The sequence below is a fragment of the Pseudocitrobacter cyperus genome, from assembly GCF_039889165.1.
GTDB classification, from domain to species: Bacteria; Pseudomonadota; Gammaproteobacteria; order Enterobacterales; family Enterobacteriaceae; genus Pseudocitrobacter; species Pseudocitrobacter cyperus.
This window is the reverse complement of the sequence record NZ_JAYMYY010000001.1, coordinates 1315942-1340587: the sequence shown is the minus strand read 5'-3', so window position 1 is coordinate 1340587 and position 24646 is coordinate 1315942. Positions and strand designations below refer to the sequence as shown.

Sequence of the window (24646 nt, the reverse complement as noted above, 5' to 3'; positions counted from 1 at the left end):
CAATGAAACTCGAATTTTCAATTTATCGCTATAACCCGGATGTCGATGACGCTCCGCGCATGCAGGACTACACCCTTGAAGGCGAAGAAGGGCGCGACATGATGCTGCTGGATGCGCTCATCCAGTTGAAAGAGAAAGACCCAAGCCTGTCGTTCCGCCGCTCCTGTCGTGAAGGGGTTTGCGGTTCAGATGGTCTGAACATGAACGGTAAAAATGGTCTGGCCTGCATCACGCCGATTTCGGCGCTGGGCAATGGCAAACAGAAGATTGTTATCCGTCCGCTGCCAGGTTTACCGGTCATTCGCGATTTGGTGGTAGACATGGGGCAATTCTATGCACAATATGAGAAGATTAAGCCTTACTTGTTGAATAATGGGCAAAATCCTCCTGCTCGCGAGCACCTTCAGGGGCCAGAGCAGCGTGAAAAACTCGATGGGTTGTACGAGTGTATCCTCTGTGCATGTTGCTCTACGTCCTGCCCGTCGTTCTGGTGGAACCCGGATAAGTTTATCGGCCCGGCAGGTCTGTTGGCAGCGTACCGCTTCCTGATTGACAGCCGTGATACCGAAACCGACAGCCGTCTTGATGGCCTGAGTGACGCTTTCAGCGTATTCCGCTGCCATAGCATCATGAACTGCGTCAGTGTATGTCCGAAGGGGCTGAACCCGACGCGCGCGATTGGTCATATTAAGTCGATGTTGTTGCAGCGTAGTGCGTAAGTTATTCGAGGGGGAAACCCCTCACCCTAACCCTCTCCCTCAGGGAGAGGGGATGGATTGCAGGAAACCTCTAAAAACTGCCATCAATTAGACAGTTTTTAAAGGTTCCTTCGCGAGCCAGATAAACAAGAGCTCGCAGGTGAACCCCGGCACGTACATACATCCAGTGTACGTGGTAGTTTCTACGGCGAAATAAGCATAAAAATGCTTAAGGGATCACGATGCAGAACGGCGCAATGAAAGCCTGGCTGGACTCTTCTTACCTCTCTGGTGCGAACCAGAGCTGGATAGAACAGCTCTATGAAGACTTCTTAACCGATCCTGACTCAGTGGACGCTAACTGGCGTTCCATGTTCCAGCAGTTACCTGGCACAGGGGTCAAACCGGATCAATTTCATTCCAAAACACGTGATTATTTCCGTCGTCTGGCGAAGGATGCCTCACGTTACTCTTCTTCGATTTCCGACCCTGACACCAATGCGAAGCAGGTTAAAGTCCTGCAGCTCATTAACGCTTATCGCTTCCGTGGTCACCAACAGGCTAATCTCGACCCGTTAGGACTGTGGCAGCAAGATAAAGTGGCAGATTTAGATCCGTCCTTCCACGATCTGACCGAGGCCGATTTCCAGGAAAGCTTTAACGTAGGCTCGTTTGCCATTGGCAAAGAGACGATGAAGCTGGCTGATCTGCTTGATGCTCTCAAGCAAACCTACTGCGGCTCCATCGGCGCGGAATATATGCACATTACCAGCACGGAAGAGAAGCGTTGGATCCAACAACGTTTTGAAGCCGGGCATGCAACCTTTAGCGCAGAAGAGAAGAAGCGCTTCCTCAGTGAACTGACTGCGGCTGAAGGTCTGGAACGCTACCTGGGCGCGAAATTCCCCGGTGCGAAACGCTTCTCGCTGGAAGGCGGGGATGCGCTGATCCCGATGTTAAAAGAGATGATTCGCCACGCGGGCAACAACGGTACGCGTGAAGTGGTGCTGGGGATGGCGCACCGCGGTCGTCTGAACGTGCTGATCAACGTTCTGGGTAAGAAATCACAGGATCTGTTTGACGAGTTCTCCGGCAAACATAAAGAACACCTCGGAACGGGTGATGTGAAGTACCACATGGGCTTCTCGTCTGACTTCGAGACCGATGGCGGCCTGGTACACCTGGCGCTGGCGTTCAACCCATCGCACCTGGAAATTGTCAGCCCGGTGGTTATCGGCTCCGTGCGTGCGCGTCTGGACAGGCTGGACAACCCGAGCAGCAATATGGTTCTGCCAATCACCATTCACGGTGATGCGGCGGTTGCCGGGCAGGGCGTGGTTCAGGAAACCCTGAACATGTCGAAAGCGCGGGGTTACGAAGTGGGCGGTACCGTTCGCATCGTGATCAACAACCAGGTCGGCTTTACCACCTCTAACCCGCTGGATGCGCGCTCCACACCGTACTGTACCGATATCGGTAAGATGGTGATGGCGCCGATTTTCCACGTCAACGCGGATGACCCGGAAGCGGTTGCCTTTGTTACCCGTCTGGCGCTCGATTTCCGTAACACCTTCAAACGTGATGTCTTCATCGACCTGGTGTGCTACCGCCGTCACGGCCACAACGAAGCCGACGAGCCAAGCGCAACCCAGCCGCTGATGTACCAGAAAATCAAGAAACACCCGACGCCGCGTAAGATCTATGCTGACAAGCTTGAACAGCAGAAAGTCGCCACGCTGGAAGATGCCACTGAAATGGTTAACCTGTATCGCGATGCGCTGGATGCGGGCGAATGCGTGGTGAAAGAGTGGCGTCAGATGAACCTGCACTCCTTTACCTGGTCGCCGTACCTCAACCACGAGTGGGATGAAAGCTATCCGAACAAGGTTGAGATGAAGCGCCTGCAGGAACTGGCTAACCGTATCAGTACGGTGCCGGATGCGGTTGAAATGCAGTCTCGTGTGGCGAAGATTTATGGCGATCGCCAGTCTATGGCCGCTGGCGAAAAACTGTTCGACTGGGGCGGCGCAGAAAACCTGGCGTATGCCACGCTGGTTGATGAAGGCGTTTCTGTTCGTTTGTCTGGTGAAGACTCCGGACGCGGTACCTTCTTCCACCGTCATGCGGTCATTCACAACCAGGCAAACGGCTCCACGTATACCCCGCTGCAGCATGTGCACAACGGCCAGGGCGAGTTCAAAGTGTGGGACTCCGTGCTGTCTGAAGAAGCGGTGCTGGCGTTTGAATACGGTTATGCCACCGCTGAACCGCGCACGCTGACTATCTGGGAAGCCCAGTTCGGCGACTTCGCCAACGGCGCGCAGGTGGTTATCGACCAGTTCATCTCTTCCGGCGAGCAGAAATGGGGCCGTATGTGTGGCCTGGTGATGCTGTTGCCGCACGGTTATGAAGGTCAGGGCCCGGAGCACTCCTCCGCCCGTCTGGAACGTTATCTGCAACTCTGTGCTGAACAGAACATGCAGGTGTGTGTACCGACCACCCCGGCACAGGTTTACCACATGCTGCGTCGTCAGGCGCTGCGCGGGATGCGTCGTCCGCTGGTTGTCATGTCACCGAAATCTCTGCTGCGCCACCCGCTGGCGGTCTCCAGCCTGGATGAACTGGCAAACGGCACCTTTATGCCGGCGATTGGCGAAATCGACGAACTGGATCCGAAAGCGGTGAAACGCGTCGTGCTCTGTTCTGGTAAGGTTTATTTCGACCTGCTCGAGCAGCGTCGTAAGAACGACCAGAAAGATGTCGCCATCGTGCGTATCGAACAGCTTTATCCGTTCCCGCATCAGGCGATGCAGGAAGCACTGAAACCATTTGCTCACGTTCGTGATTTTGTCTGGTGTCAGGAAGAGCCGCTCAACCAAGGCGCCTGGTACTGCAGCCAGCATCATTTCCGTGAAGTAGTTCCCTTTGGGGCCTCTCTGCGTTACGCAGGTCGCCCGGCCTCCGCCTCTCCGGCGGTAGGGTATATGTCCGTTCACCAGAAACAGCAACAAGATCTGGTCAATGACGCGCTGAACGTCGATTAATTAAAGGATACACAATGAGTAGCGTAGATATTCTGGTTCCCGACCTGCCTGAATCCGTAGCAGATGCCACCGTCGCAACCTGGCATAAAAAACCTGGCGACGCGGTTGTTCGTGATGAAGTGCTGGTAGAAATCGAAACTGACAAAGTGGTACTGGAAGTACCGGCGTCGGCAGACGGCATTCTGGATGCGGTTCTGGAAGACGAAGGGACGACCGTGACGTCTCGTCAGATCCTGGGTCGCCTGCGTGAAGGCAATAGCGCCGGTAAAGAAACCAGCGCGAAGTCTGAAGCGAAAGAGTCCACTCCTGCCCAGCGCCAGCAGGCTTCCCTCGAAGAGCAAAACAACGATGCGCTCAGCCCGGCGATTCGCCGTCTGCTGGGTGAACATAACCTTGAAGCCAGCGCGATTAAAGGCACTGGCGTCGGTGGCCGCATCACGCGTGAGGATGTTGAAAAACATCTGGCGAAAGCGCCGGCTAAGGCTGAAGCACCTGCCGCTCCGGTTGCGCCGCTGGCGGGCCGTAGCGAAAAACGCGTGCCGATGACGCGTCTGCGTAAGCGTGTTGCTGAACGTCTGCTGGAGGCGAAGAACTCTACCGCCATGCTGACGACGTTCAACGAAGTCAACATGAAGCCAATTATGGATCTGCGTAAGCAGTACGGCGAAGCGTTCGAAAAACGTCATGGTATCCGTCTGGGCTTCATGTCCTTCTACGTGAAAGCCGTGGTGGAAGCGCTGAAACGCTACCCGGAAGTGAACGCCTCAATCGACGGTGAAGATGTTGTTTATCACAACTACTTCGACGTGAGCATGGCCGTTTCCACACCTCGCGGTCTGGTCACGCCGGTTCTGCGTGATGTCGATGCGCTGGGTATGGCTGATATCGAAAAAGGTATCAAAGAGCTGGCGCTGAAAGGCCGTGACGGCAAACTGACAGTGGAAGATCTTACCGGCGGCAACTTTACCATTACAAATGGGGGTGTTTTCGGGTCTCTGATGTCTACCCCTATCATCAACCCGCCGCAGAGCGCTATCCTCGGCATGCACGCCATTAAAGATCGCCCGATGGCCGTGGATGGCAAGGTAGAAATTCTGCCGATGATGTACCTGGCGCTTTCTTACGACCACCGTCTGATCGATGGCCGTGAGTCGGTTGGTTTCCTGGTGGCGATTAAAGAGCTGCTGGAAGACCCGACTCGCCTGCTGCTGGACGTGTAGTCATTTTGTCCGGCGCGTGTCGCCGGACAGGAGCATCACCTGTAGGCCGGAGGGCGTTAAGCTCTCCGGCGAAACAAAGAAAGTCAGGATCGAATACAGCCTGGCGATGATTACCTGAAGGATGGATAGAACACATGAACTTACATGAATATCAGGCAAAACAACTTTTTGCCCGCTATGGCTTACCGGCTCCGGTGGGTTATGCCTGTACTACTCCGCGTGAAGCAGAAGAAGCCGCGTCTAAAATTGGTGCCGGCCCGTGGGTAGTAAAATGTCAGGTTCACGCTGGTGGCCGCGGTAAAGCGGGCGGTGTGAAAGTCGTGAAGAGCAAAGAAGAGATCCGCGCTTTTGCTGAGCACTGGCTGGGTAAACGTCTGGTCACTTACCAGACGGATGCGCACGGTCAGCCGGTTAACCAGATCCTGGTTGAAGCTGCCACTGATATTGATAAAGAACTTTATCTGGGCGCGGTTGTTGACCGTAGCTCCCGTCGCGTGGTCTTTATGGCGTCTACCGAAGGCGGCGTGGAAATCGAGAAAGTGGCGGAAGAAACCCCGCACCTGATCCATAAAGTCGCCCTCGATCCGCTGGCGGGCCCGATGCCGTATCAGGGTCGTGAGCTGGCGTTCAAACTGGGTCTGGAAGGTAAGCAGGTTCAGCAGTTCACCAAAATCTTCATGGGTCTGGCGACCATCTTCCTTGAGCGCGACCTGGCGCTGATCGAAATCAACCCGCTGGTAATCACCAAACAGGGCGATCTGATCTGCCTCGACGGTAAACTGGGCGCTGACGGTAACGCACTGTTCCGCCAGGCTGATCTGCGCGAAATGCGCGACCAGTCTCAGGAAGATCCGCGTGAAGCGCAGGCTGCACAGTGGGAACTGAACTACGTTGCACTGGACGGTAACATCGGTTGCATGGTTAACGGCGCGGGCCTGGCAATGGGCACCATGGACATCGTTAAACTGCACGGCGGTGAACCGGCGAATTTCCTCGATGTTGGCGGCGGCGCAACCAAAGAGCGCGTGACCGAAGCGTTCAAAATCATCCTTTCCGATGACAAAGTGAAAGCTGTACTGGTTAACATCTTCGGCGGTATCGTCCGTTGCGATCTGATCGCTGACGGTATTATCGGCGCGGTAGAAGAAGTTGGCGTAAACGTACCGGTAGTTGTACGTCTGGAAGGTAACAACGCCGAACTCGGCGCGAAAAAACTGGCTGATAGCGGCCTGAATATTATTGCAGCGAAAGGTCTGACGGATGCAGCAGTGCAAGTTGTTGCAGCAGTGGAGGGGAAATAATGTCCATTTTAATTGATAAAAACACCAAGGTTATCTGTCAGGGCTTCACCGGTAGCCAGGGGACTTTCCACTCCGAACAGGCGATCGCTTACGGTACGCAGATGGTTGGCGGCGTAACGCCAGGCAAAGGCGGCACCACGCATCTGGGCCTGCCTGTATTTAACACCGTGCGCGAAGCCGTAGAAGCAACTGGCGCTACCGCATCGGTTATCTACGTACCGGCACCGTTCTGCAAAGATTCCATTCTGGAAGCTATCGATGCAGGCATTAAACTGATTATCACCATCACCGAAGGTATCCCGACGCTGGATATGCTGACCGTGAAAGTGAAACTGGACGAAGCAGGCGTGCGCATGATTGGCCCGAACTGCCCAGGCGTAATCACCCCGGGCGCGTGCAAAATCGGCATTCAGCCAGGCCATATTCATAAGCCGGGCAAAGTGGGCATCGTTTCCCGCTCTGGTACCCTGACGTATGAAGCGGTTAAACAGACCACCGATTACGGCTTCGGCCAGTCCACCTGTGTGGGCATCGGCGGCGACCCGATCCCGGGTTCTAATTTCATCGACATCCTGAAAATGTTCCAGGAAGATCCGCAGACTGAAGCGATCGTGATGATCGGTGAGATCGGCGGTAGCGCGGAAGAAGAAGCGGCGGCGTACATTAAAGAGCACGTCACCAAACCGGTTGTCGGCTACATCGCGGGCGTTACCGCGCCGAAAGGCAAGCGTATGGGCCACGCAGGCGCCATCATCGCAGGCGGTAAAGGTACGGCAGACGAGAAGTTTGCTGCCCTGGAAGCGGCTGGCGTTCGTACCGTTCGCAGCCTGGCCGATATCGGCGAAGCGCTGAAAGTGGTACTGGGATAAAAATCCTCTCTGCTCCCCGGTAAGCTCTGAGAGATATGGAGCAGGGGAGCTTTAAATGTTCGATTTCGACATGGTTGGCCATCTTATGATGGCCTTTTTTATTTCAACATCACGCTGAACCCCTCATAAAGCGTGAACTGCGGCTGATAATCCCCTCTGTGCGCGACAGTCCACTGCGGCTCAATAAAGCTGTTAACGATATAACCGCCAATCGGCATCGCACGCCCCACACCTAACCCCGCCGGAATGTAGTAATCATCGTTTTTGACGTTGTACGTCCAGATACCGCTGGAGCGCATATACCAGCCCTTTGACATTTTGTAGATAACAAACGGCTGGAAGGTGGCGGTTTCAACGTGGCTACGGTCATTATCGCCGGCAAAACTTTTTTGCCATTGCACCAGCGCCACTTTTAACCATTCAGGCGATGAATCCACGGCGACCGCCGCGAGCCCGGTCTGCCACTGCCCAGTCCCCAGTTCATCGCGCGATGCGGTGTTGGCGGTAATCAGTGGCCCGACGCCCAGCATCACGCCTTTTTGCTTGAGCAGAAAAATATCGAACAGGTTGATATCACCCAGCCCGGTGTCATAACCACCGGAAACCTGCGGGCGCGTGGCGATGGGCGCGGTTAAGCGCAGAATTTGCGGCACCGGAATGAGATCGCCTGCGGCAACAGGCACGGTGGCGCGCAGTAGCATATCGTTGGTGTGTTGATCGCTGCCGTAAAGGTTGGGGGTGTAGTAATCCTGAACGGCTAATGATGTTGCCAGATGGAGCGGGTTGTTGGCTTTATCGACGCTGTCTTCGGCCCAGGCGTGCAACGTGCAGCACAGTAACGCGGGCGCCAGCAGATATTTTACATGAACCATAGCGGATCCTTTCCTGAGTTCCCCTGTCGAAGTGCGCATAAAACGCACCCATTTCGCGGCGCGATTATAAAAACAGCAGCGCTCAAGGGAGAACGGGAAAGATGTAATTCATTGTAAAATAAGAATTTACTATAAATTCAGGATGATGGTATGACTGATATTTATTCAGTGTGCTGATTTACCGAGCGGCTGATCGTTTAATGCTGACGGCGAGCCACCAGTGTAAAGCGGCGATCGTCGCTTTTATAAGTGCGGCGTGAGGCGATAGTCGGCGTCTCCGGGTATTGCCACTATTTTTAATAATAAACTTTCGGTGTTAATTTTCTCTGTAATTCAAGTGAATGAAATGTAATTTACCATAAAGGGACGCAGGTTTTTGGCAAAATACCGTAAGTCGTCTAACATTAACTATTCTGCACTATTTCATTCTTTCGATATCTTCCCCGTTAAAAAATCTTATCTATGTTTTCTTTTTTGCTGGTATTGACAATTATCAGATATAAAACCTAAACATGCTATTAACATATGATTCACTGATACTCTTTAATAAAAACATAATTAACAAGATCAAGTAAAATTGATTTATATCAACACGTAAACACTGGCTATGCACCATAAAAGTGGTTAAATTGTCCTGGATCAAACTGGCTGTAAAGCGCCTGTTTCGCTATAAATTGATCACCGTCGAATTTCGTAAATCTAATACAATAAAACCTGTTTATTGTAAGGATATTACAGAGTAATATATTTTTGGGATCAATTGAGGTGTTTTTTAACGTATTTGTAACCTTTGCCCGTCGTTGCATCTGTTGACGCTAACGGACAGCAGCGGGGGAGGCGGCAAATAAATTTGTATTGGGGCATGTGTATGAACTCTGTTCGTGGGTTCATTCTCGGAGTCTTCATGCGATGAGCAAGGAGTCATGATGTTAGATATAGTCGAACTGTCGCGCTTACAGTTTGCCTTGACCGCGATGTACCACTTCCTTTTTGTGCCGCTGACGCTCGGTATGGCGTTCCTGCTGGCCATCATGGAAACGGTCTACGTCCTTTCCGGCAAACAGATTTATAAAGATATGACCAAGTTCTGGGGCAAGTTGTTTGGTATCAACTTCGCACTGGGCGTGGCCACCGGCCTGACCATGGAGTTCCAGTTCGGGACTAACTGGTCTTATTACTCCCACTATGTGGGCGATATCTTCGGTGCGCCGTTGGCCATTGAAGGTCTGATGGCCTTCTTCCTCGAATCCACCTTTGTAGGTCTGTTCTTCTTCGGTTGGGATCGTCTGGGTAAAGTGCAGCACATGGCGGTGACCTGGCTGGTTGCGCTGGGTTCAAACCTGTCCGCACTGTGGATTCTGGTGGCGAATGGTTGGATGCAAAACCCTATCGCTTCCGACTTCAACTTTGAAACCATGCGTATGGAGATGGTGAGCTTCTCCGAGCTGGTGCTGAACCCGGTAGCTCAGGTGAAATTCGTTCACACCGTAGCTTCTGGTTACGTCACCGGCGCGATGTTCGTGCTCGCGATCAGCTCCTGGTACATGCTCAAAGGCCGTGACTTCGCGTTCGCTAAACGTTCCTTTGCTATCGCAGCAAGCTTCGGTATGGCGGCGATTCTTTCCGTTATCGTTCTGGGTGATGAATCCGGCTACGAAATGGGCGACGTGCAGAAAACCAAACTGGCGGCTATCGAAGCAGAATGGGAAACCCAGCCTGCTCCGGCGTCGTTCACGCTGTTTGGTATTCCTGACCAGGATAAGCAGGAAAACCACCTTTCTATTCAAATCCCTTATGCACTGGGCATCATTGCGACCCGTTCTGTTGATAAACAGGTCACTGGCCTGAAAGAGCTGATGGTGCAGCATGAAGAACGTATTCGTAACGGGATGAAAGCTTACTCGCTGCTTGAACAACTTCGTTCTGGCGCGACTGACCCGGCTGTTCGTGAACAGTTTAACGATGTGAAGAAAGATCTGGGCTATGGCCTGCTGCTGAAGCGCTATACGCCGAACGTGGCGGATGCGACGGAAGAGCAAATCGCCAAAGCGACCAAGGATTCTATCCCGCGCGTTGCGCCGCTCTATTTCGCCTTCCGTATCATGGTGGCATGCGGCGTGCTGATGCTGCTGATTATTGCAGCCTCCTTCTGGACTGTTATTCGTAACCGCATTGGTGAGAAAAAATGGCTGCTGCGTGCAGCGTTTTACGGGCTGCCGCTGCCATGGATTGCTGTGGAAGCAGGCTGGTTTGTCGCTGAATATGGCCGTCAACCGTGGGCAATTGGTGAAGTATTGCCAACCGCTGTGGCGAACTCTTCGCTTACGGCAGGCGATCTTATCTTCTCAATGCTGTTGATTTGCGGTCTTTACACGCTGTTCCTGGTGGCCGAACTGTTCCTGATGTTCAAGTTCGCCCGTAAAGGGCCAAGCAGCCTGAAAACCGGTCGCTATCACTTTGAGCAGTCCTCCGCGACTACTCAGCCGGCACGCTAAGACAGGAGTCGTCAAATGATCGATTATGAAGTATTGCGTTTACTCTGGTGGCTGCTGATCGGCATCTTGCTGATTGGTTTTGCAGTCGCTGACGGCTTCGACATGGGGGTGGGCATGCTCACCCGTTTCCTCGGTCGTAATGACACCGAGCGTCGAATCATGATCAACTCCATCGCGCCGCACTGGGATGGAAACCAGGTATGGCTCATCACGGCGGGCGGCGCGTTGTTTGCTGCCTGGCCGATGGTCTATGCTGCCGCGTTCTCCGGTTTCTATGTCGCGATGATTCTGGTGCTGGCCTCTTTATTCTTCCGTCCGGTGGGCTTTGACTACCGCTCGAAGATTGAAGATACCCGCTGGCGCAACATGTGGGACTGGGGCATCTTCGTTGGTAGCTTTGTGCCGCCGCTGGTGATTGGTGTGGCGTTTGGTAACCTGCTGCAGGGCGTACCGTTCCATGTTGACGAGTATCTGCGTCTCTACTACACCGGTAACTTCTTCCAGTTGCTGAACCCGTTTGGCCTGTTGGCAGGGGTGGTGAGCGCGGCGATGATCCTGACTCAGGGCGCGACCTATCTGCAAATGCGTACCGTTGGCGAGTTACATCTGCGCACCCGCACGGTCTCTCAGATCGCAGCGCTGGTTACGTTAGTGTGCTTCGCACTGGCGGGCGTTTGGGTCTACTACGGCATTGATGGCTATGTGGTGACATCAGTAATGGATCACAGCGCAGCGTCTAACCCACTGACCAAAGAAGTGGCGCACGTAGCAGGGGCATGGATGACCAACTTCAACAACATGCCTGCTCTGTGGACGATTCCGGTACTGGGTGTGGTGCTGCCGCTGCTGACTATCCTGATGACCCGTCTGGACAGAGGCGCATGGGCGTTCCTGTTCTCCTCACTGACGCTGGCGTGCATCATTCTGACCGCCGGTATTGCGATGTTCCCGTTCATCATGCCTTCCAGCACGATGTTTAACGCGAGCCTGACCATGTGGGATGCGACGTCCAGTCAGTTGACGCTGAACGTAATGACCTATGTTGCTGCGGTGTTCGTACCGATCATTCTGCTGTACACCACCTGGTGTTACTGGAAAATGTTTGGTCGTATCACCAAAGAAGACATTGAACGTAACACCCACTCTCTGTACTAAGTAAGGAGCTGAAAATGTGGTATTTCGCATGGATTTTGGGAACGCTTCTTGCCTGTGCCTTCGGGGTGATCACTGCGCTGGCGCTGGAACACGTTGAAGCGACCAAAGCAGGTGAAGAAAAATAGTGATGAAAATTATCGCTATGCTGTACGCGATAATGGATAAGCGCCCCCTGAGGGCGCTTTCCCTTGTTATGGCCCTGCTGCTGGCAGGCTGCATCTTCTGGGATCCGGCGCGTTTCGCGGCGAAGACCAGCGAGCTTGAAATCTGGCATGGTTTTCTGCTGATGTGGGCTGTTTGCGCAGGTGTTATTCATGGCGTTGGCTTTCGTCCTCGCGCCATCCACTGGCAAGGGATTTTCTGCCCGCTTATCGCCGATCTGGTTCTCCTCGCAGGACTGATTTTTTTCTTCCTGTAACCAGGAAACATCCGTAAATATTTATGGGCTTGCATAAGGCCATAAATATTTACTCTCCGTTTACTTCCCCCCATTCCAAACCACGATTTCCGCGCGTATAGTAGCGAAGTTCAAAAGCTCAAAATTTTTTTGCATTACCGGGATGTAAAGTGAATACAACGCTGTTTCGATGGCCGGTTCGTGTTTATTACGAAGACACCGACGCCGGTGGTGTGGTTTATCACGCCAGCTATGTCGCTTTCTATGAGAGAGCACGCACAGAGATGCTGCGTCATCATCATTTCAGCCAACAGGTGTTGCTGGAAGAGCGCGTCGCGTTTGTGGTGCGTAAAATGACGCTGGAGTATTTTGCGCCGGCAAGGCTCGACGATATGCTCGAAGTCCAGACGGAAATTACATCTTTGCGCGGCACGTCACTCGTGTTCACGCAGCGGATTGTCAACGCTGAAAATACAGTACTGAACGAAGCTGAAGTACTGATTGTTTGTGTTGATCCACTCATCATGAAGCCTCGTGCGCTTCCCAAGTCTATTGTCGCGGAGTTTAAGCAGTGACTGACATGAATATCCTTGATTTGTTCCTGAAGGCAAGCCTTCTGGTTAAACTTATCATGTTGATTTTGATTGGTTTTTCAATCGCATCCTGGGCCATTATCATCCAGCGAACCCGTATTCTTAACGCGGCGGCGCGTGAAGCTGAAACGTTCGAGGATAAATTCTGGTCCGGAATCGAACTTTCTCGCCTTTATCAGGAGAGCCAGGGACGCCGCGATAGCCTGGCCGGTTCGGAACAAATTTTCTACAGCGGGTTCAAAGAGTTTGCCCGTCTGCACCGTGCAAACAGCCATGCGCCGGAAGCGGTGGTAGAAGGCGCATCGCGCGCGATGCGCATCTCCATGAACCGCGAACTGGAAACGCTGGAAACGCATATTCCGTTCCTCGGCACCGTCGGTTCCATCAGCCCGTATATCGGTCTGTTCGGTACCGTGTGGGGGATCATGCACGCCTTTATCGCGCTGGGCGCGGTGAAACAGGCGACGCTGCAAATGGTTGCACCGGGTATCGCAGAAGCGTTGATCGCCACGGCTATCGGTCTGTTTGCCGCAATCCCTGCGGTTATGGCGTACAACCGTCTGAACCAGCGCGTCAACAAACTGGAGCTGAACTACGACAACTTTATGGAAGAGTTCACCGCCATTCTGCACCGTCAGGCGTTTACCGTTAGCGAGAGCAACAAGGGGTAAGCCATGGCCAGAGCACGTGGACGCGGACGTCGCGAACTGAAGTCCGAAATTAACATCGTTCCGCTGCTGGATGTGTTGTTAGTGCTGTTGCTGATCTTCATGGCGACGGCGCCTATCATCACGCAGAGCGTGGAGGTTGATCTCCCGGATGCAACCGAATCGCAGGCCGTTAGCAGCAACGATAATCCGCCGGTGATTATTGAAGTGTCGGGTGTTGGGCAGTACAGCGTGGTGGTTGAGAAGGATCGCTCCGATCAACTCCCGCCGGAGCAGGTGATCGCTGAAGCGAGAAGCCGCCTGCAGGCCAATCCGAAAACGGTGTTCTTAATTGGGGGCGCGAAAGATGTGCCTTACGATGAAATAATTAAAGCGCTAAACCTGTTGCACAGCGTCGGTGTGAAATCTGTCGGGTTGATGACCCAACCGATCTAACCACCTGCACTTCCTTTTCAGGGTGACGGGCGAGCAGTTTTTGGGAACCGAGAGTGTCAAAGGCAACCGAACAAAACGACAAGCTTAAACGAGCGATAATTATTTCAGCAGTGCTGCACGTCATTCTGTTTGCAGCGCTGATCTGGAGTTCGTTCGATGAGCACATGGATGCTGCGGCCGGTGGTGGTGGCGGTTCGGCCATCGACGCCGTGATGGTCGACCCGGGTGCCGTGGTCGAAAACTATCAAAAGCAGCAGAAGTCCAGCGCGAAACAACAGGCGGATAACGCTGCGAAGTTAGCGCAAGAGAAGAAAGAACGAGAAGCGAAAGAGGCCGCCGATAAAGCAGCCATAGAAGCGAAAGAGAAAGCGGACGCGCAGGCGAAAGAGGCTGCGGAAGCCGCGAAGAAAGCCGAAGCTGACGCGAAGAAACAGGCTGAAGAAGCTGCTAAGAAAGCTGAAGCTGACGCGAAGAAACAAGCTGATGAAGCTGCGAAGAAAGCCGAAGCCGATGCGAAGAAGCAGGCTCAGGAAGACGCAGCTAAAAAAGCGGCTGCCGATGCGAAGAAAGCCGCTGAAGCCGAAGCAGTAAAAGCTGCCGCAGCGAAGAAACAAGCAGAAGCCGACGCGGCGAAAGCGGCTGCGGATGCACAGAAGAAAGCTGAAGCCGAGGCGGCGAAGAAAGCGGCCGCAGAAAAAGCGGCTGCTGATAAGAAAGCAGCGGCTGAAAAAGCTGCGGCAGAAAAAGCCGCGGCGGCTGAGAAAGCGGCCGCAGAAAAAGCGGCTGCTGACAAGAAAGCCGCGGCTGACAAGGCTGCTGCCGATAAGAAAGCGGCGGCTGATAAGGCTGCTGCTGACAAGAAAGCGGCTGCTGCGAAGAAAGCTGCGGCTGACAAGAAAGCGGCTGCTGCGAAGAAAGCTGCGGCTGAAAAAGCGGCTGCGGCTTCCGGCGTTGACGACCTGCTGGGCGATCTCAGCTCAGGTAAGAATGCGCCGAAAGGTAACACCAGTGGTACCGCTGGAGGCTCATCTCCTGCTAAAGGTAATAAGCCGGGGCAGGGTGGTGCGTCTCAGGCGGAGATCGCGTCCTATATCGCACAGGTTCAGGCCGCGATCCGTGGGCATCTCTATGACTGGGATACCTACAAAGGTAAAACCTGTACGCTACGTGTAAACCTGGCGCAGGATGGAACTGTTATGAGCGTGAAATCGGAAGGCGGCGATCCGGCTTTCTGTCAGCAGATGCTGGCGGCAACCAGCCGAATGACTAAATTCCCCAAACCGCCTTCACAGGCAGTCTGGGAAACGTTCAAAAATGCACCACTGGACTTCAAACCTTAAGGTATATTTTCCCCATGTGAATGGGGAAAATAAAGGCAGCGCGGTCGCAGGGTTTTGGTAGTTTTGTGTATTTGAGTTTGTTAACATTCTGCTAAATTATCGTGGGCTTTCCGCCCGGGTAAGGGAGATATGATGAAGCAGGCATTACGAGTAGCATTTAGTTTCTTAATGCTGTGGGCAGCAGTGCTGCACGCAGAAGTACGTATCGAGATTACCCAGGGGGTAGACTCGGCGCGTCCAATTGGCGTGGTTCCTTTCCAGTGGGCCGGGCCGGGCGCTGCGCCTGAAGACATCGGCGGTATCGTCGGTGCTGACTTGCGCAACAGCGGTAAATTTAATCCGTTAGATCGTGCAAAACTACCACAGCAGCCAGCTACTGCGCAGGACGTTCAACCTGCTGCATGGTCAGCGCTGGGTATTGATGCGGTCGTCGTCGGCCAGGTCTCGCCTAATGCTGATGGCAGCTATACTGTTGCTTATCAGTTGGTTGATACCGGCGGCGCGCCGGGCACCGTTCTGGCACAGAACTCTTACAAAGTGAACAAGCAGTGGCTGCGCTATGCCGGCCACACTGCCAGTGACGAAGTGTTTGAGAAGCTGACCAGCATCAAAGGTGCGTTCCGTACCCGTATTGCTTATGTCGTTCAGACCAACGGCGGCCAGTTCCCGTATGAGCTGCGTGTTTCTGACTACGATGGTTACAACCAGTTTGTGGTTCACCGTTCACCGCAGCCGCTGATGTCTCCGGCATGGTCTCCGGACGGTTCTAAACTGGCTTATGTCACCTTCGAAAGCGGCCGTTCTGCGCTGGTTATCCAGACGCTGTCTAACGGAGCGGTTCGTCAGGTTGCGTCGTTCCCGCGCCACAACGGTGCGCCAGCGTTCTCTCCGGATGGCAGCAAACTGGCGTTTGCCTTGTCTAAAACCGGTAGTCTGAACCTGTACGTGATGGATATTGGCTCCGGCCAGATCCGCCAGGTGACTGATGGTCGCAGCAACAACACCGAACCAACCTGGTTCCCGGACAGCCAGAATCTGGCCTTCACCTCTGACCAGGCCGGTCGTCCGCAGGTATATAAAGTTAATGTTAACGGCGGTGCTCCGCAGCGTATTACCTGGGAAGGTTCTCAGAACCAGGATGCGGATGTGAGCAGCGACGGTAAGTTTATGGTAATGGTTAGCTCCAATGGTGGGCAGCAGCACATTGCCAAACAAGATCTGGAAGCGGGTGGCGTACAAGTATTGTCGTCAACGTTTTTGGACGAAACGCCAAGTCTGGCACCTAACGGCACTATGGTAATCTACAGCTCTTCTCAGGGGATGGGATCCGTGCTGAATCTGGTTTCTACAGATGGGCGTTTCAAAGCGCGTCTTCCGGCAACTGATGGACAGGTCAAATTCCCTGCCTGGTCGCCGTATCTGTAATAATAAATAATTGAATTATTAAAGGAATCAAAGAAATGCAACTGAACAAAGTGCTGAAAGGACTGATGCTGGCTCTGCCGGTAATGGCAATTGCTGCGTGTTCTTCTAACAAGAATGCAAGCAATGATGGCAGCGAAGGCGGCATGCTGAACGGTGCTGGCACTGGTATGGATGCAAACGGCAGCGGCAACATGTCCTCCGAAGAGCAGGCTCGTCTGCAGATGCAACAACTGCAGCAGAACAACATCGTATACTTCGATCTGGATAAATACGATATCCGTTCTGACTTCGCTGCAATGCTGGATGCACACGCTAACTTCCTGCGTAGCAACCCGTCTTACAAAGTCACCGTAGAAGGTCATGCGGACGAACGTGGTACTCCTGAGTACAACATCTCCCTGGGCGAACGCCGTGCTAACGCTGTTAAGATGTACCTGCAGGGTAAAGGCGTTTCTGCTGACCAGATCTCCATCGTTTCTTACGGTAAAGAAAAACCTGCAGTACTGGGTCATGACGAAGCGGCTTACTCCAAAAACCGTCGTGCCGTACTGGTTTACTAAGAGAATTGCATGAGCAGTAACTTCAGACATCACATGTTGAGTCTGTCGTTACTGGTTGGCATAGCGGCCCCCTGGGCCGCTAATGCTCAGGCGCCAATCAGTAGTGTCGGCTCAGGCTCGGTCGAAGACCGTGTCACCACTCTTGAGCGTATTTCTAATGCTCACAGTCAACTTTTGACCCAACTCCAGCAACAACTTTCTGATAACCAATCTGATATCGACTCCCTGCGTGGTCAAATCCAGGAAAGTCAGTACCAGATGAACCAGATTGTTGAGCGCCAGAAGCAGATCCTGTTGCAGATTGACGGTCTGACTAACGGCGGTACGGGCGCACAGACGCAGCAGGCGTCCGGTGAGCAAGGCGGCAGCGCGACGGCAACGCCAGCATCGACTGCCGACGCAGCGGCCTCAGGTGTGCCTGTACAGACCGGAGACGCGAATACGGACTATAACGCAGCCATTGCGCTGGTGAAGGACTCTTCTCGCCAGGATGATGCATTGGTAGCGTTTCAGAACTTCATCAAAAAATATCCTGATTCAACGTATCAGCCGAATGCCAATTATTGGCTCGGTCAGTTGAATTACAACAAGGGTAAAAAAGATGATGCGGCGTACTATTTTGCCTCCGTGGTGAAAAATTACCCGAAATCACCCAAAGCGGCTGACGCGATGTTTAAGGTCGGGGTGATCATGCAGGACAAAGGGGATACTGCTAAAGCGAAAGCAGTGTACCAGCAGGTGGTTGCGAAGTACCCAGGCACCGATGGTGCTAAACAGGCTCAGAAACGCCTTAATGGGATGTAATGCCTGAAGCATGACCAGGAAACGTGTTATTTCTGGTCATGCCGCATGAAACATAAGCACTTAAGTGACCTTCGTCGAAATATTTGTTGCGCTCAATTCTGAAATCAGTAATATATGCCGCCGTTGCAACGGGATATTAAACATCTCGAAAACAACGTAAAAGTGGGTCGTTAGCTCAGTTGGTAGAGCAGTTGACTTTTAATCAATTGGTCGCAGGTTCGAATCCTGCACGACCCACCAATTAGCAGTATCCAGCGTAGTATCGGGTGATTAGCTCAGCTGGGAGAGCACCTCCCTTACAAGGAGGGGGTCGGCGGTTCGATCCCGTCATCACCCACCACCGGGTCGTTAGCTCAGTTGGTAGAGCAGTTGACTTTTAATCAATTGGTCGCAGGTTCGAATCCTGCACGACCCACCAATCGTTCTGGTGGAAACGGTAGTAAAACGTGAAGGATAACGTTGCGTTAGCAACGGCCCGTAGGGCGAGGCAAAGCCGAGTCATCCTGCACGACCCACCACTAACTTAGTTAGTAAGTAGTATCCAGCGCAGTATCGGGTGATTAGCTCAGCTGGGAGAGCACCTCCCTTACAAGGAGGGGGTCGGCGGTTCGATCCCGTCATCACCCACCACTCGGGTCGTTAGCTCAGTTGGTAGAGCAGTTGACTTTTAATCAATTGGTCGCAGGTTCGAATCCTGCACGACCCACCAATCGTTCTGGTGGAAACGGTAGTAAAACGTGAAGGATAACGTTGCGTTAGCAACGGCCCGTAGGGCAAGGCAAAGCCGAGTCATCCTGCACGACCCACCAATTTTAGATTGGTAACCGAGTAAAAATCTTTCAGGCAACACCCAGATGGGTCGTTAGCTCAGTTGGTAGAGCAGTTGACTTTTAATCAATTGGTCGCAGGTTCGAATCCTGCACGACCCACCATCCTGAATGATTTAAGCAGTAAAATCCCGCAAGGGGTCGTTAGCTCAGTTGGTAGAGCAGTTGACTTTTAATCAATTGGTCGCAGGTTCGAATCCTGCACGACCCACCAATGTAAAAAGGCGCCCTAAAGGCGCCTTTTTGCTATGCGCAGAAATAAACGATTCGAACCTGCTGCTGGTTCGGTGTTGAGCACTGCGCTACCTGACACTGCCCGCACAAAACTCCCCCTAAAATCTCCACGACTTTTCTCCTCATTTCAGCTATCTTGTTTAGCATATAAAACACCAGTGTCCGATTGATGCGTTTAATACGCCTGTTATCGGCAATTTCGTTAAGTCAGTAAAACGAGACAGCATGATGAGCGTGATGTTTGACCCAGAAGCCGCAATTTACCCCTTCCCGCCGAAGCCGGTTGCCCTTAGCGTGGACGAAAAACAGTTTTATCGCGAGAAAATCAAACGCCTGCTGAAAGAGCGCAACGCGGTAATGGTGGCCCATTACTATACCGATCCGGAAATTCAGCAACTGGCAGAAGAGACCGGCGGCTGTATCTCTGATTCGCTGGAGATGGCGCGCTTTGGCGCAAAGCATCCTGCGACCACCTTGCTGGTGGCGGGCGTGCGTTTTATGGGCGAGACGGCGAAAATCCTTAGCCCGGAAAAAACCATACTCATGCCGACGCTGCACGCGGAATGTTCGCTGGATCTCGGCTGCCCGAGTGAGGCATTCAACGCTTTCTGCGATGAGCATCCTGATCGCACGGTCGTGGTTTATGCTAATACTTCTGCTGCCGTGAAAGCGCGTGCTGACTGGGTGGTCACGTCGAGTATTGCCGTAGAACTCATTGAGCATCTTGATAGTTTAGGGGAAAAAATCATCTGGGCGCCGGATCGTCATCTCGGTCGCTACGTGCAAAAGCAAACCGGAGCCGATGTGCTGTGCTGGCAGGGGGCTTGCATCGTCCACGACGAGTTCAAAACGCAGGCGTTGGCTCGTATGAAAGCGCTGTACCCGCAGGCCGCTATTCTGGTTCACCCTGAATCACCACAGGCGATTGTCGATATGGCCGATGCCGTAGGCTCGACCAGCCAGTTGATTAACGCTGCTAAAACGCTGCCGCATCCGCAACTGATTGTTGCGACCGACCGTGGGATCTTCTACAAAATGCAGCAGGCCGTACCGGAGAAAGAGCTGCTGGAAGCCCCGACCGCCGGAGAAGGCGCAACCTGTCGTACCTGCGCCCACTGTCCGTGGATGGCAATGAATGGCCTGAAAGCTATTGCGGAAGGGCTGGAGAAGGGCGGGGAAGCCCATGAGATCCACGTCGACGAAGCGCTGCGCCAGGCAGCACTGGTGCCGTTGAACCGGATGCTCGATTTTGCGGCTACACTTCGGGGATAGCGACTAACACTCTGGAGACAAAATGGATTTCTTTAGTACGCAAAATATTCTGGTGCATATCCCGATTGGCGCGGGCGGTTACGATCTCTCCTGGATTGAAGCCGTTGGCACCATCGCGGGATTGCTCTGTATCTGGCTGGCGAGTCTCGAAAAAATTGTGAACTACTTTTTCGGGCTGATTAACGTCACGCTGTTTGCGATTATTTTCTTCCAGATCCAGCTCTACGCCAGCCTGTTACTGCAACTCTTCTTTGCGGCGAATATTTACGGTTGGTACGCGTGGTCGCGGCAAACCAATCAGCATGAAGCTGAGCTGCAAATTCGCTGGTTGCCGAAACCGAAAGCGATTGGCTGGCTGGCCGCCTGCGTGGTGGCAATTGCCCTGATGACGGTATATATCGATCCTGTGTTCGCCTTTTTGACGCGTGTGGCAGTGAATGTAATGCAGTTCGCCGGTCTGAATGTCACGCAGCCAGAGCTACAGCCCGATGCTTTCCCGTTCTGGGACTCTTGCATGATGGTATTGTCTATCGTCGCGATGGTGCTGATGACGCGCAAATATGTGGAAAACTGGCTGCTGTGGGTGATCATTAACGTTATCAGTGTGGTGATCTTCGCCTTGCAGGGCGTCTATGCCATGTCGCTGGAGTATCTGATTCTGACCTTTATCGCTCTGAACGGCAGCCGGATGTGGATAAACAGCGCGCATGAGCGAGGCTCTCGCGCGTTTTCACATTAATGGTGGTGATGGTGAGCGTGCCCGGTTGTCGTCACGTTAAGATGGCATTCCGGGCCGCTGCAGGGCTGATACTCCATCTGAATGGTGGCGTGTTCAATCTGATAGTGATGTTCAAGGAAATGCTGAATACGCTCCAGCAAAGCATCGTGATCGTGTGGCGGCACCACCTGAACATGCAGTGTCATCAGCGGTTTCTCGCCAACCAGCCAGACATGAACGTGGTGAACGTCCCGTACTTCCGGGATCTCCCTGCGCAGTTCACGTTTTAGCGCCGGAACATCCATCGAACGCGGTGCCCCTTCCAGCAGTTCATTGACGCTCTCTTTTAGCAATGACCACGCGCTACGCAGCACCAGGCACGAAACCAGCACTGACAGAATCGGATCGATAGGCGTCCAGCCCGTCATCATGATCACTACCGCTGCCGCAATCGCGCCCACCGACCCCAACAGGTCGCCCATCACATGCAGCGCCGCGGCGCGCACATTGAGGTTTTTCTCTTCGCTACCGCGATGCAGGATCCAGAACGAAAGAATATTCGCCACCAGCCCTGCGACGGCGATGATCATCATAGTTGCCCCGGCGATGGGCTGTGGATGGTAGAAGCGCTGAATGGCTTCCCAGACGATCAGAATGGTGATCAACACTAGCGCGATAGCGTTGACGAAAGCGGCAAGAGTGGTCAGACGCAGCCAGCCAAAGGTATGGCGGGCGTTTGGCGGGCGGCGCGAAAAGTGGACTGCCAGCAGGGCAAACAGCAATGCGGCAGAGTCAGTGAGCATATGCCCGGCGTCGGCCAGCAGCGCCAGTGAACCAGAGATAATCCCGCCGATGGTTTCCACCACCATAAAACCTGCGGTAATGATAAATGCCCACAGCAGACGGCGAGAGTTTTTGTCTTCTGGCAGGTGAGAAGCAGTGTGCGAGTGTGAGTGCGCCATAATGTCATCCGTATTTTTATGCTCTTGTTAACTGTATGACATCATACCTTTTTTGCGCCACCAAAATAAAAAGGAGAGCGTTCGCTCTCCTGTTTGCAGCCTGTTGCATTATTTACTGCGTGGTGCCGTCGACTTTGGTGTCGGCATCGTTATTGACGCCATTGCCGGTCTCAACTTTTTTGTTGATATCCGGGCATCGGCCATCTTTGCACATCGAATTTTTGTGCACTTCATCTTTGGTCATGCCGTCATGACCGCTGGCCGAGCCGTTCGGGTGCAGCATCGTGCCGCCAGAACCGGTATTAATCTGGCTATTATCGACACCATTCGGCGCAACGTTTTCTTTCGCATCAGGGGCGACCTGACCGGCGTCAGCCGCGGCATTCGCCTGGCCGTTATTGCTTTGCGCGCCGGAATCGGCTGCCAGGGCTGCGCCGCTGGCGAGGCCAAGCGTCGCGGTGAGAAGAAGGGTGGCCAGTTTAGTCGTTTTCATAAGGTGCTCCTGTTGTCTGTTCAGTACCGGATAGCATCTTCCGACGTACTTATGCCAGCGAGGAGGCGGGCAATAGTTTAAGATCTCGCTACTTATGGCTTGCGCCAGTAGAGAATCTCGAAAAAATTATTAAATAAAGATGTTACAGTTAAAAATTGTAGATTAGATCTCATTATTCGCTACTTTCTGGCGTTTTTTAGTTTTATTCCAGGATTATTCTGCGCGAAGTGTAAAACCCAGTTTACACTTTCTGGTGAAAGATATAGATTGAAGGGATTGCATTCAATCATATAAGTATGGCAACACTGGAAAGAACATGAATTATCAGAACGACGATTTACGTATTAAAGAGATCAATGAGTTATTGCCTCCGGTCGCACTCCTTGAAAAATTCCCCGCCACAGAAAACGCTGCTAATACGGTTTCTCGTGCGCGTAAAGCGATTCATAAAATCCTCAAAGGCAACGACGATCGTCTTCTGGTCGTGATTGGCCCCTGTTCTATCCACGATCCGGCAGCGGCGAAAGAGTATGCATCACGCCTGCTGGCGATGCGCGAAGAGCTGAAAGATTCCCTTGAAATCGTTATGCGCGTCTATTTTGAAAAACCGCGCACCACGGTGGGCTGGAAGGGGCTGATTAACGATCCGCATAGGGATCACAGCTATCAAATCAACGATGGCCTGCGCATCGCACGCAAGTTGCTGCTCGATATCAACGACACCGGCCTGCCGGCGGCGGGTGAGTTCCTTGATATGATCACCCCACAATACCTGGCCGATTTAATGAGCTGGGGCGCAATTGGTGCGCGTACCACAGAATCTCAGGTGCACCGTGAACTGGCTTCCGGTCTTTCCTGCCCGGTTGGTTTCAAAAACGGCACCGACGGCACCATGAAAGTGGCCATTGACGCTATCAATGCCGCAGGCGCTCCGCACTGCTTCCTCTCTGTCACCAAATGGGGGCATTCCGCTATCGTTAACACCAGCGGTAACGGCGACTGCCACATCATCCTGCGCGGCGGAAAAGAACCAAACTACAGCGCAGCTCACGTAGCGAGCGTAAAAGAATCCCTGACTAAAGCCGATCTGCCTGCGCAGGTGATGATCGATTTCAGCCACGCGAACTCCAGCAAGCAGTTCAAAAAGCAGATGGAAGTGGGCGCGGACGTCTGCCAGCAAATCGCAGGCGGTGAGCAGGCGATTATTGGCGTGATGATTGAAAGTCACCTTGTTGAAGGCAATCAGAACCCGGACAACGGCGAACCACTGGTCTATGGTAAGAGCATTACCGATGCCTGCATCGGCTGGGATGACACCGAAACCATTCTTCGTCAGTTGGCGGAAGCGGTGAAAGCGCGCCGCAATTAATTCCAGCGATGACAACGAAACCGGCTCTTTAGCCGGTTTTTTTGTGCGCAGAAAACCCCCAGCTAGGCTCTGTCTCTTGATCAGATCTCCTGATCAAGGGACTTTACCATTCTGTAGCCTTCAACCATATCCTGAAGTTTGAACCAGCCATCCCATATGACTATCCAGCCGGGTCTTCCTGTTCGCTTACTGTCATACCATCGCCCCAGCTTTGCCAGTGACTGGCAGGCCCATTTCAGGGACGGGGGATTTTTCGGTAACGCTTTTCCTTCCTGTTTCACCCACAATCTCTTTCTCTTCATAAGGGCGTTGTTTACGCTGGTGTTTTTTACCGTAACTGTCAGATTCACGGCTCCAGCGCTGTTGTTCAATAAGACCGACCATATGCGCGCAGCCCGGTGCATAAAGCAGGACGGAGTGTACCTGAAGCCCACGGGCGTGCTGGCTGCTGGTGATGCTACCCAGTTCCTCCCGAACGGTACTGTGGCCGAAATTCAGTGAGGTGCTGTCTTCAAGTGCAAGCAGGAGCGGGTATTCAGCAGCGGCTCTGGCCGTCGCAGCAAAGCCCGCGTCAGCAATGGCGTCAGGCAACACAGCAGGGTTACGCATCAGGCGATAGGCACCTTCAACTTCAGCAGAAGAGCGGGAGGATTTCACGATAGACAGTCCGGTGTATTGAGCCAGTGAGGAGGCCAGAGTGACAAGCCGCCGGGTACGGCGTAAATCCCCTAATTCAGCGGGTCCAAAAAATGTCGTCAGCCCATGAATAACAACCAGAAAGCACCATAACAGAACACCAAAAACAGGGGGAGTATCAAACAGAGATCAATAAACAGAGAAAAGATTCAAAAAAAATCCCCCGACAATGTTGTCGGAGGATTTGTGTATAAGAGAC

22 protein-coding genes, 7 tRNA genes and 1 pseudogene are annotated in these 24646 nt (G+C 53.1%); 26 read left to right on the top strand and 4 right to left on the bottom strand.

From position 1 onward, the window contains the following. Positions 1-2: 2 nt before the first annotated feature. The 5 genes from sdhB to sucD all read left to right on the top strand — a co-directional run bounded on the left by sdhB (position 3) and on the right by sucD (position 7132). On the top strand, positions 3-719 hold the full coding sequence (gene sdhB / locus VSR74_RS06595) for a succinate dehydrogenase iron-sulfur subunit SdhB (RefSeq protein WP_108473879.1): 717 nt from the start codon (positions 3-5) through the stop codon (positions 717-719). Between the two features lie 221 nt (positions 720-940). Continuing rightward, the gene (gene sucA / locus VSR74_RS06590) at positions 941-3742 is read left to right on the top strand and encodes a 2-oxoglutarate dehydrogenase E1 component (protein ID WP_347793946.1); all 2802 of its coding nucleotides are present in this window, start codon (positions 941-943) and stop codon (positions 3740-3742) included. A gap of 14 nt (positions 3743-3756) precedes the next feature. Further along, positions 3757-4962 carry a 2-oxoglutarate dehydrogenase complex dihydrolipoyllysine-residue succinyltransferase gene (gene odhB, locus VSR74_RS06585; protein WP_347793945.1) on the top strand — a complete coding sequence of 402 codons (1206 nt, stop codon included), beginning with the start codon at positions 3757-3759 and terminating at the stop codon, positions 4960-4962. Between the two features lie 134 nt (positions 4963-5096). Next, the gene (gene sucC, locus VSR74_RS06580; RefSeq protein WP_108473876.1) at positions 5097-6263 is read left to right on the top strand and encodes an ADP-forming succinate--CoA ligase subunit beta; all 1167 of its coding nucleotides are present in this window, start codon (positions 5097-5099) and stop codon (positions 6261-6263) included. Then, the gene (gene sucD / locus VSR74_RS06575) at positions 6263-7132 is read left to right on the top strand and encodes a succinate--CoA ligase subunit alpha (RefSeq protein WP_347793944.1); all 870 of its coding nucleotides are present in this window, start codon (positions 6263-6265) and stop codon (positions 7130-7132) included. The genes sucC and sucD overlap by 1 nt, the downstream gene beginning before the upstream one ends. 98 nt (positions 7133-7230) lie before the next feature. Here sucD and VSR74_RS06570 read toward each other — a convergent pair whose 3' ends face one another. Next, on the bottom strand, positions 7231-8004 hold the full coding sequence (locus tag VSR74_RS06570; protein WP_347793943.1) for a hypothetical protein: 774 nt from the start codon (positions 8002-8004) through the stop codon (positions 7231-7233). Between the two features lie 926 nt (positions 8005-8930). Between VSR74_RS06570 and cydA the strand changes: the two genes are divergently transcribed. The 20 genes from cydA to pnuC all read left to right on the top strand — a co-directional run bounded on the left by cydA (position 8931) and on the right by pnuC (position 20948). Beyond that, positions 8931-10499 (top strand): cytochrome ubiquinol oxidase subunit I, encoded by a 1569-nt coding sequence (cydA, locus tag VSR74_RS06565; RefSeq protein WP_347794366.1) that lies wholly within the window; start codon positions 8931-8933, stop codon positions 10497-10499. Positions 10500-10514: 15 nt separating this feature from the next. Then, the gene (gene cydB, locus VSR74_RS06560) at positions 10515-11654 is read left to right on the top strand and encodes a cytochrome d ubiquinol oxidase subunit II (protein WP_347793942.1); all 1140 of its coding nucleotides are present in this window, start codon (positions 10515-10517) and stop codon (positions 11652-11654) included. A gap of 14 nt (positions 11655-11668) precedes the next feature. After that, positions 11669-11779, top strand: a complete 111-nt coding sequence (gene cydX / locus VSR74_RS06555; RefSeq protein ID WP_347793941.1) for a cytochrome bd-I oxidase subunit CydX — start codon at positions 11669-11671, stop codon at positions 11777-11779. A 2-nt stretch (positions 11780-11781) separates the two neighbouring features. Continuing rightward, on the top strand, positions 11782-12072 hold the full coding sequence (gene ybgE, locus VSR74_RS06550; RefSeq protein ID WP_347793940.1) for a cyd operon protein YbgE: 291 nt from the start codon (positions 11782-11784) through the stop codon (positions 12070-12072). Between the two features lie 149 nt (positions 12073-12221). Further along, positions 12222-12626 carry a tol-pal system-associated acyl-CoA thioesterase gene (ybgC, locus tag VSR74_RS06545; RefSeq protein WP_347793939.1) on the top strand — a complete coding sequence of 135 codons (405 nt, stop codon included), beginning with the start codon at positions 12222-12224 and terminating at the stop codon, positions 12624-12626. Further along, positions 12623-13315, top strand: a complete 693-nt coding sequence (gene tolQ, locus VSR74_RS06540) for a Tol-Pal system protein TolQ (RefSeq protein WP_015965301.1) — start codon at positions 12623-12625, stop codon at positions 13313-13315. The genes ybgC and tolQ overlap by 4 nt, the downstream gene beginning before the upstream one ends. A 3-nt stretch (positions 13316-13318) precedes the next feature. Further along, positions 13319-13747 carry a colicin uptake protein TolR gene (gene tolR, locus VSR74_RS06535; protein ID WP_347793938.1) on the top strand — a complete coding sequence of 143 codons (429 nt, stop codon included), beginning with the start codon at positions 13319-13321 and terminating at the stop codon, positions 13745-13747. 53 nt (positions 13748-13800) lie between these two features. Next, complete coding sequence (tolA, locus tag VSR74_RS06530) at positions 13801-15087, top strand: cell envelope integrity protein TolA (protein WP_347793937.1); 1287 nt, start codon at positions 13801-13803, stop codon at positions 15085-15087. Between the two features lie 132 nt (positions 15088-15219). Further along, positions 15220-16512, top strand: coding sequence for a Tol-Pal system beta propeller repeat protein TolB (gene tolB / locus VSR74_RS06525; protein WP_347794365.1), 1293 nt, complete (start codon positions 15220-15222; stop codon positions 16510-16512). A 35-nt stretch (positions 16513-16547) separates the two neighbouring features. Then, a complete protein-coding gene (pal, locus tag VSR74_RS06520; protein ID WP_015965297.1) occupies positions 16548-17072 on the top strand; it encodes a peptidoglycan-associated lipoprotein Pal in 525 nt (174 codons plus the stop codon). A gap of 9 nt (positions 17073-17081) precedes the next feature. Then, positions 17082-17876, top strand: a complete 795-nt coding sequence (gene cpoB, locus VSR74_RS06515; RefSeq protein WP_347793936.1) for a cell division protein CpoB — start codon at positions 17082-17084, stop codon at positions 17874-17876. A 164-nt stretch (positions 17877-18040) separates the two neighbouring features. Further along, a tRNA-Lys gene (locus VSR74_RS06510) sits at positions 18041-18116 on the top strand. A gap of 24 nt (positions 18117-18140) precedes the next feature. After that, a tRNA-Val gene (locus VSR74_RS06505) sits at positions 18141-18216 on the top strand. A gap of 2 nt (positions 18217-18218) precedes the next feature. Beyond that, positions 18219-18294, top strand: a tRNA-Lys gene (locus VSR74_RS06500). A 136-nt stretch (positions 18295-18430) separates the two neighbouring features. Continuing rightward, a tRNA-Val gene (locus VSR74_RS06495) sits at positions 18431-18506 on the top strand. A 3-nt stretch (positions 18507-18509) separates the two neighbouring features. Then, a tRNA-Lys gene (locus tag VSR74_RS06490) sits at positions 18510-18585 on the top strand. A gap of 147 nt (positions 18586-18732) precedes the next feature. Further along, positions 18733-18808 (top strand) — tRNA-Lys (locus tag VSR74_RS06485). A gap of 33 nt (positions 18809-18841) precedes the next feature. Then, a tRNA-Lys gene (locus VSR74_RS06480) sits at positions 18842-18917 on the top strand. A 248-nt stretch (positions 18918-19165) separates the two neighbouring features. Then, positions 19166-20209 (top strand): quinolinate synthase NadA, encoded by a 1044-nt coding sequence (nadA, locus tag VSR74_RS06475; RefSeq protein ID WP_347794364.1) that lies wholly within the window; start codon positions 19166-19168, stop codon positions 20207-20209. Between the two features lie 22 nt (positions 20210-20231). After that, complete coding sequence (gene pnuC, locus VSR74_RS06470; RefSeq protein ID WP_347793935.1) at positions 20232-20948, top strand: nicotinamide riboside transporter PnuC; 717 nt, start codon at positions 20232-20234, stop codon at positions 20946-20948. Here the strand turns inward: pnuC and zitB are convergent. Further along, positions 20945-21889, bottom strand: coding sequence for a CDF family zinc transporter ZitB (gene zitB / locus VSR74_RS06465; RefSeq protein ID WP_347793934.1), 945 nt, complete (start codon positions 21887-21889; stop codon positions 20945-20947). The two genes, pnuC and zitB, sit on opposite strands and share 4 nt — an antisense overlap. A gap of 112 nt (positions 21890-22001) precedes the next feature. Continuing rightward, positions 22002-22382: a YbgS-like family protein gene (locus tag VSR74_RS06460; RefSeq protein ID WP_347793933.1), complete on the bottom strand. Its 381-nt coding sequence runs from the start codon at positions 22380-22382 to the stop codon at positions 22002-22004. A 316-nt stretch (positions 22383-22698) separates the two neighbouring features. Between VSR74_RS06460 and aroG the strand changes: the two genes are divergently transcribed. Beyond that, positions 22699-23751, top strand: coding sequence for a 3-deoxy-7-phosphoheptulonate synthase AroG (gene aroG, locus VSR74_RS06455; RefSeq protein ID WP_347793932.1), 1053 nt, complete (start codon positions 22699-22701; stop codon positions 23749-23751). An 80-nt stretch (positions 23752-23831) separates the two neighbouring features. On the opposite strand, the pseudogene VSR74_RS06450 reads toward aroG, so the two are convergent. Beyond that, positions 23832-24538 (bottom strand): annotated as a pseudogene (locus tag VSR74_RS06450) (IS4/Tn5 family transposase DNA-binding protein). Positions 24539-24646: the final 108 nt, after the last annotated feature.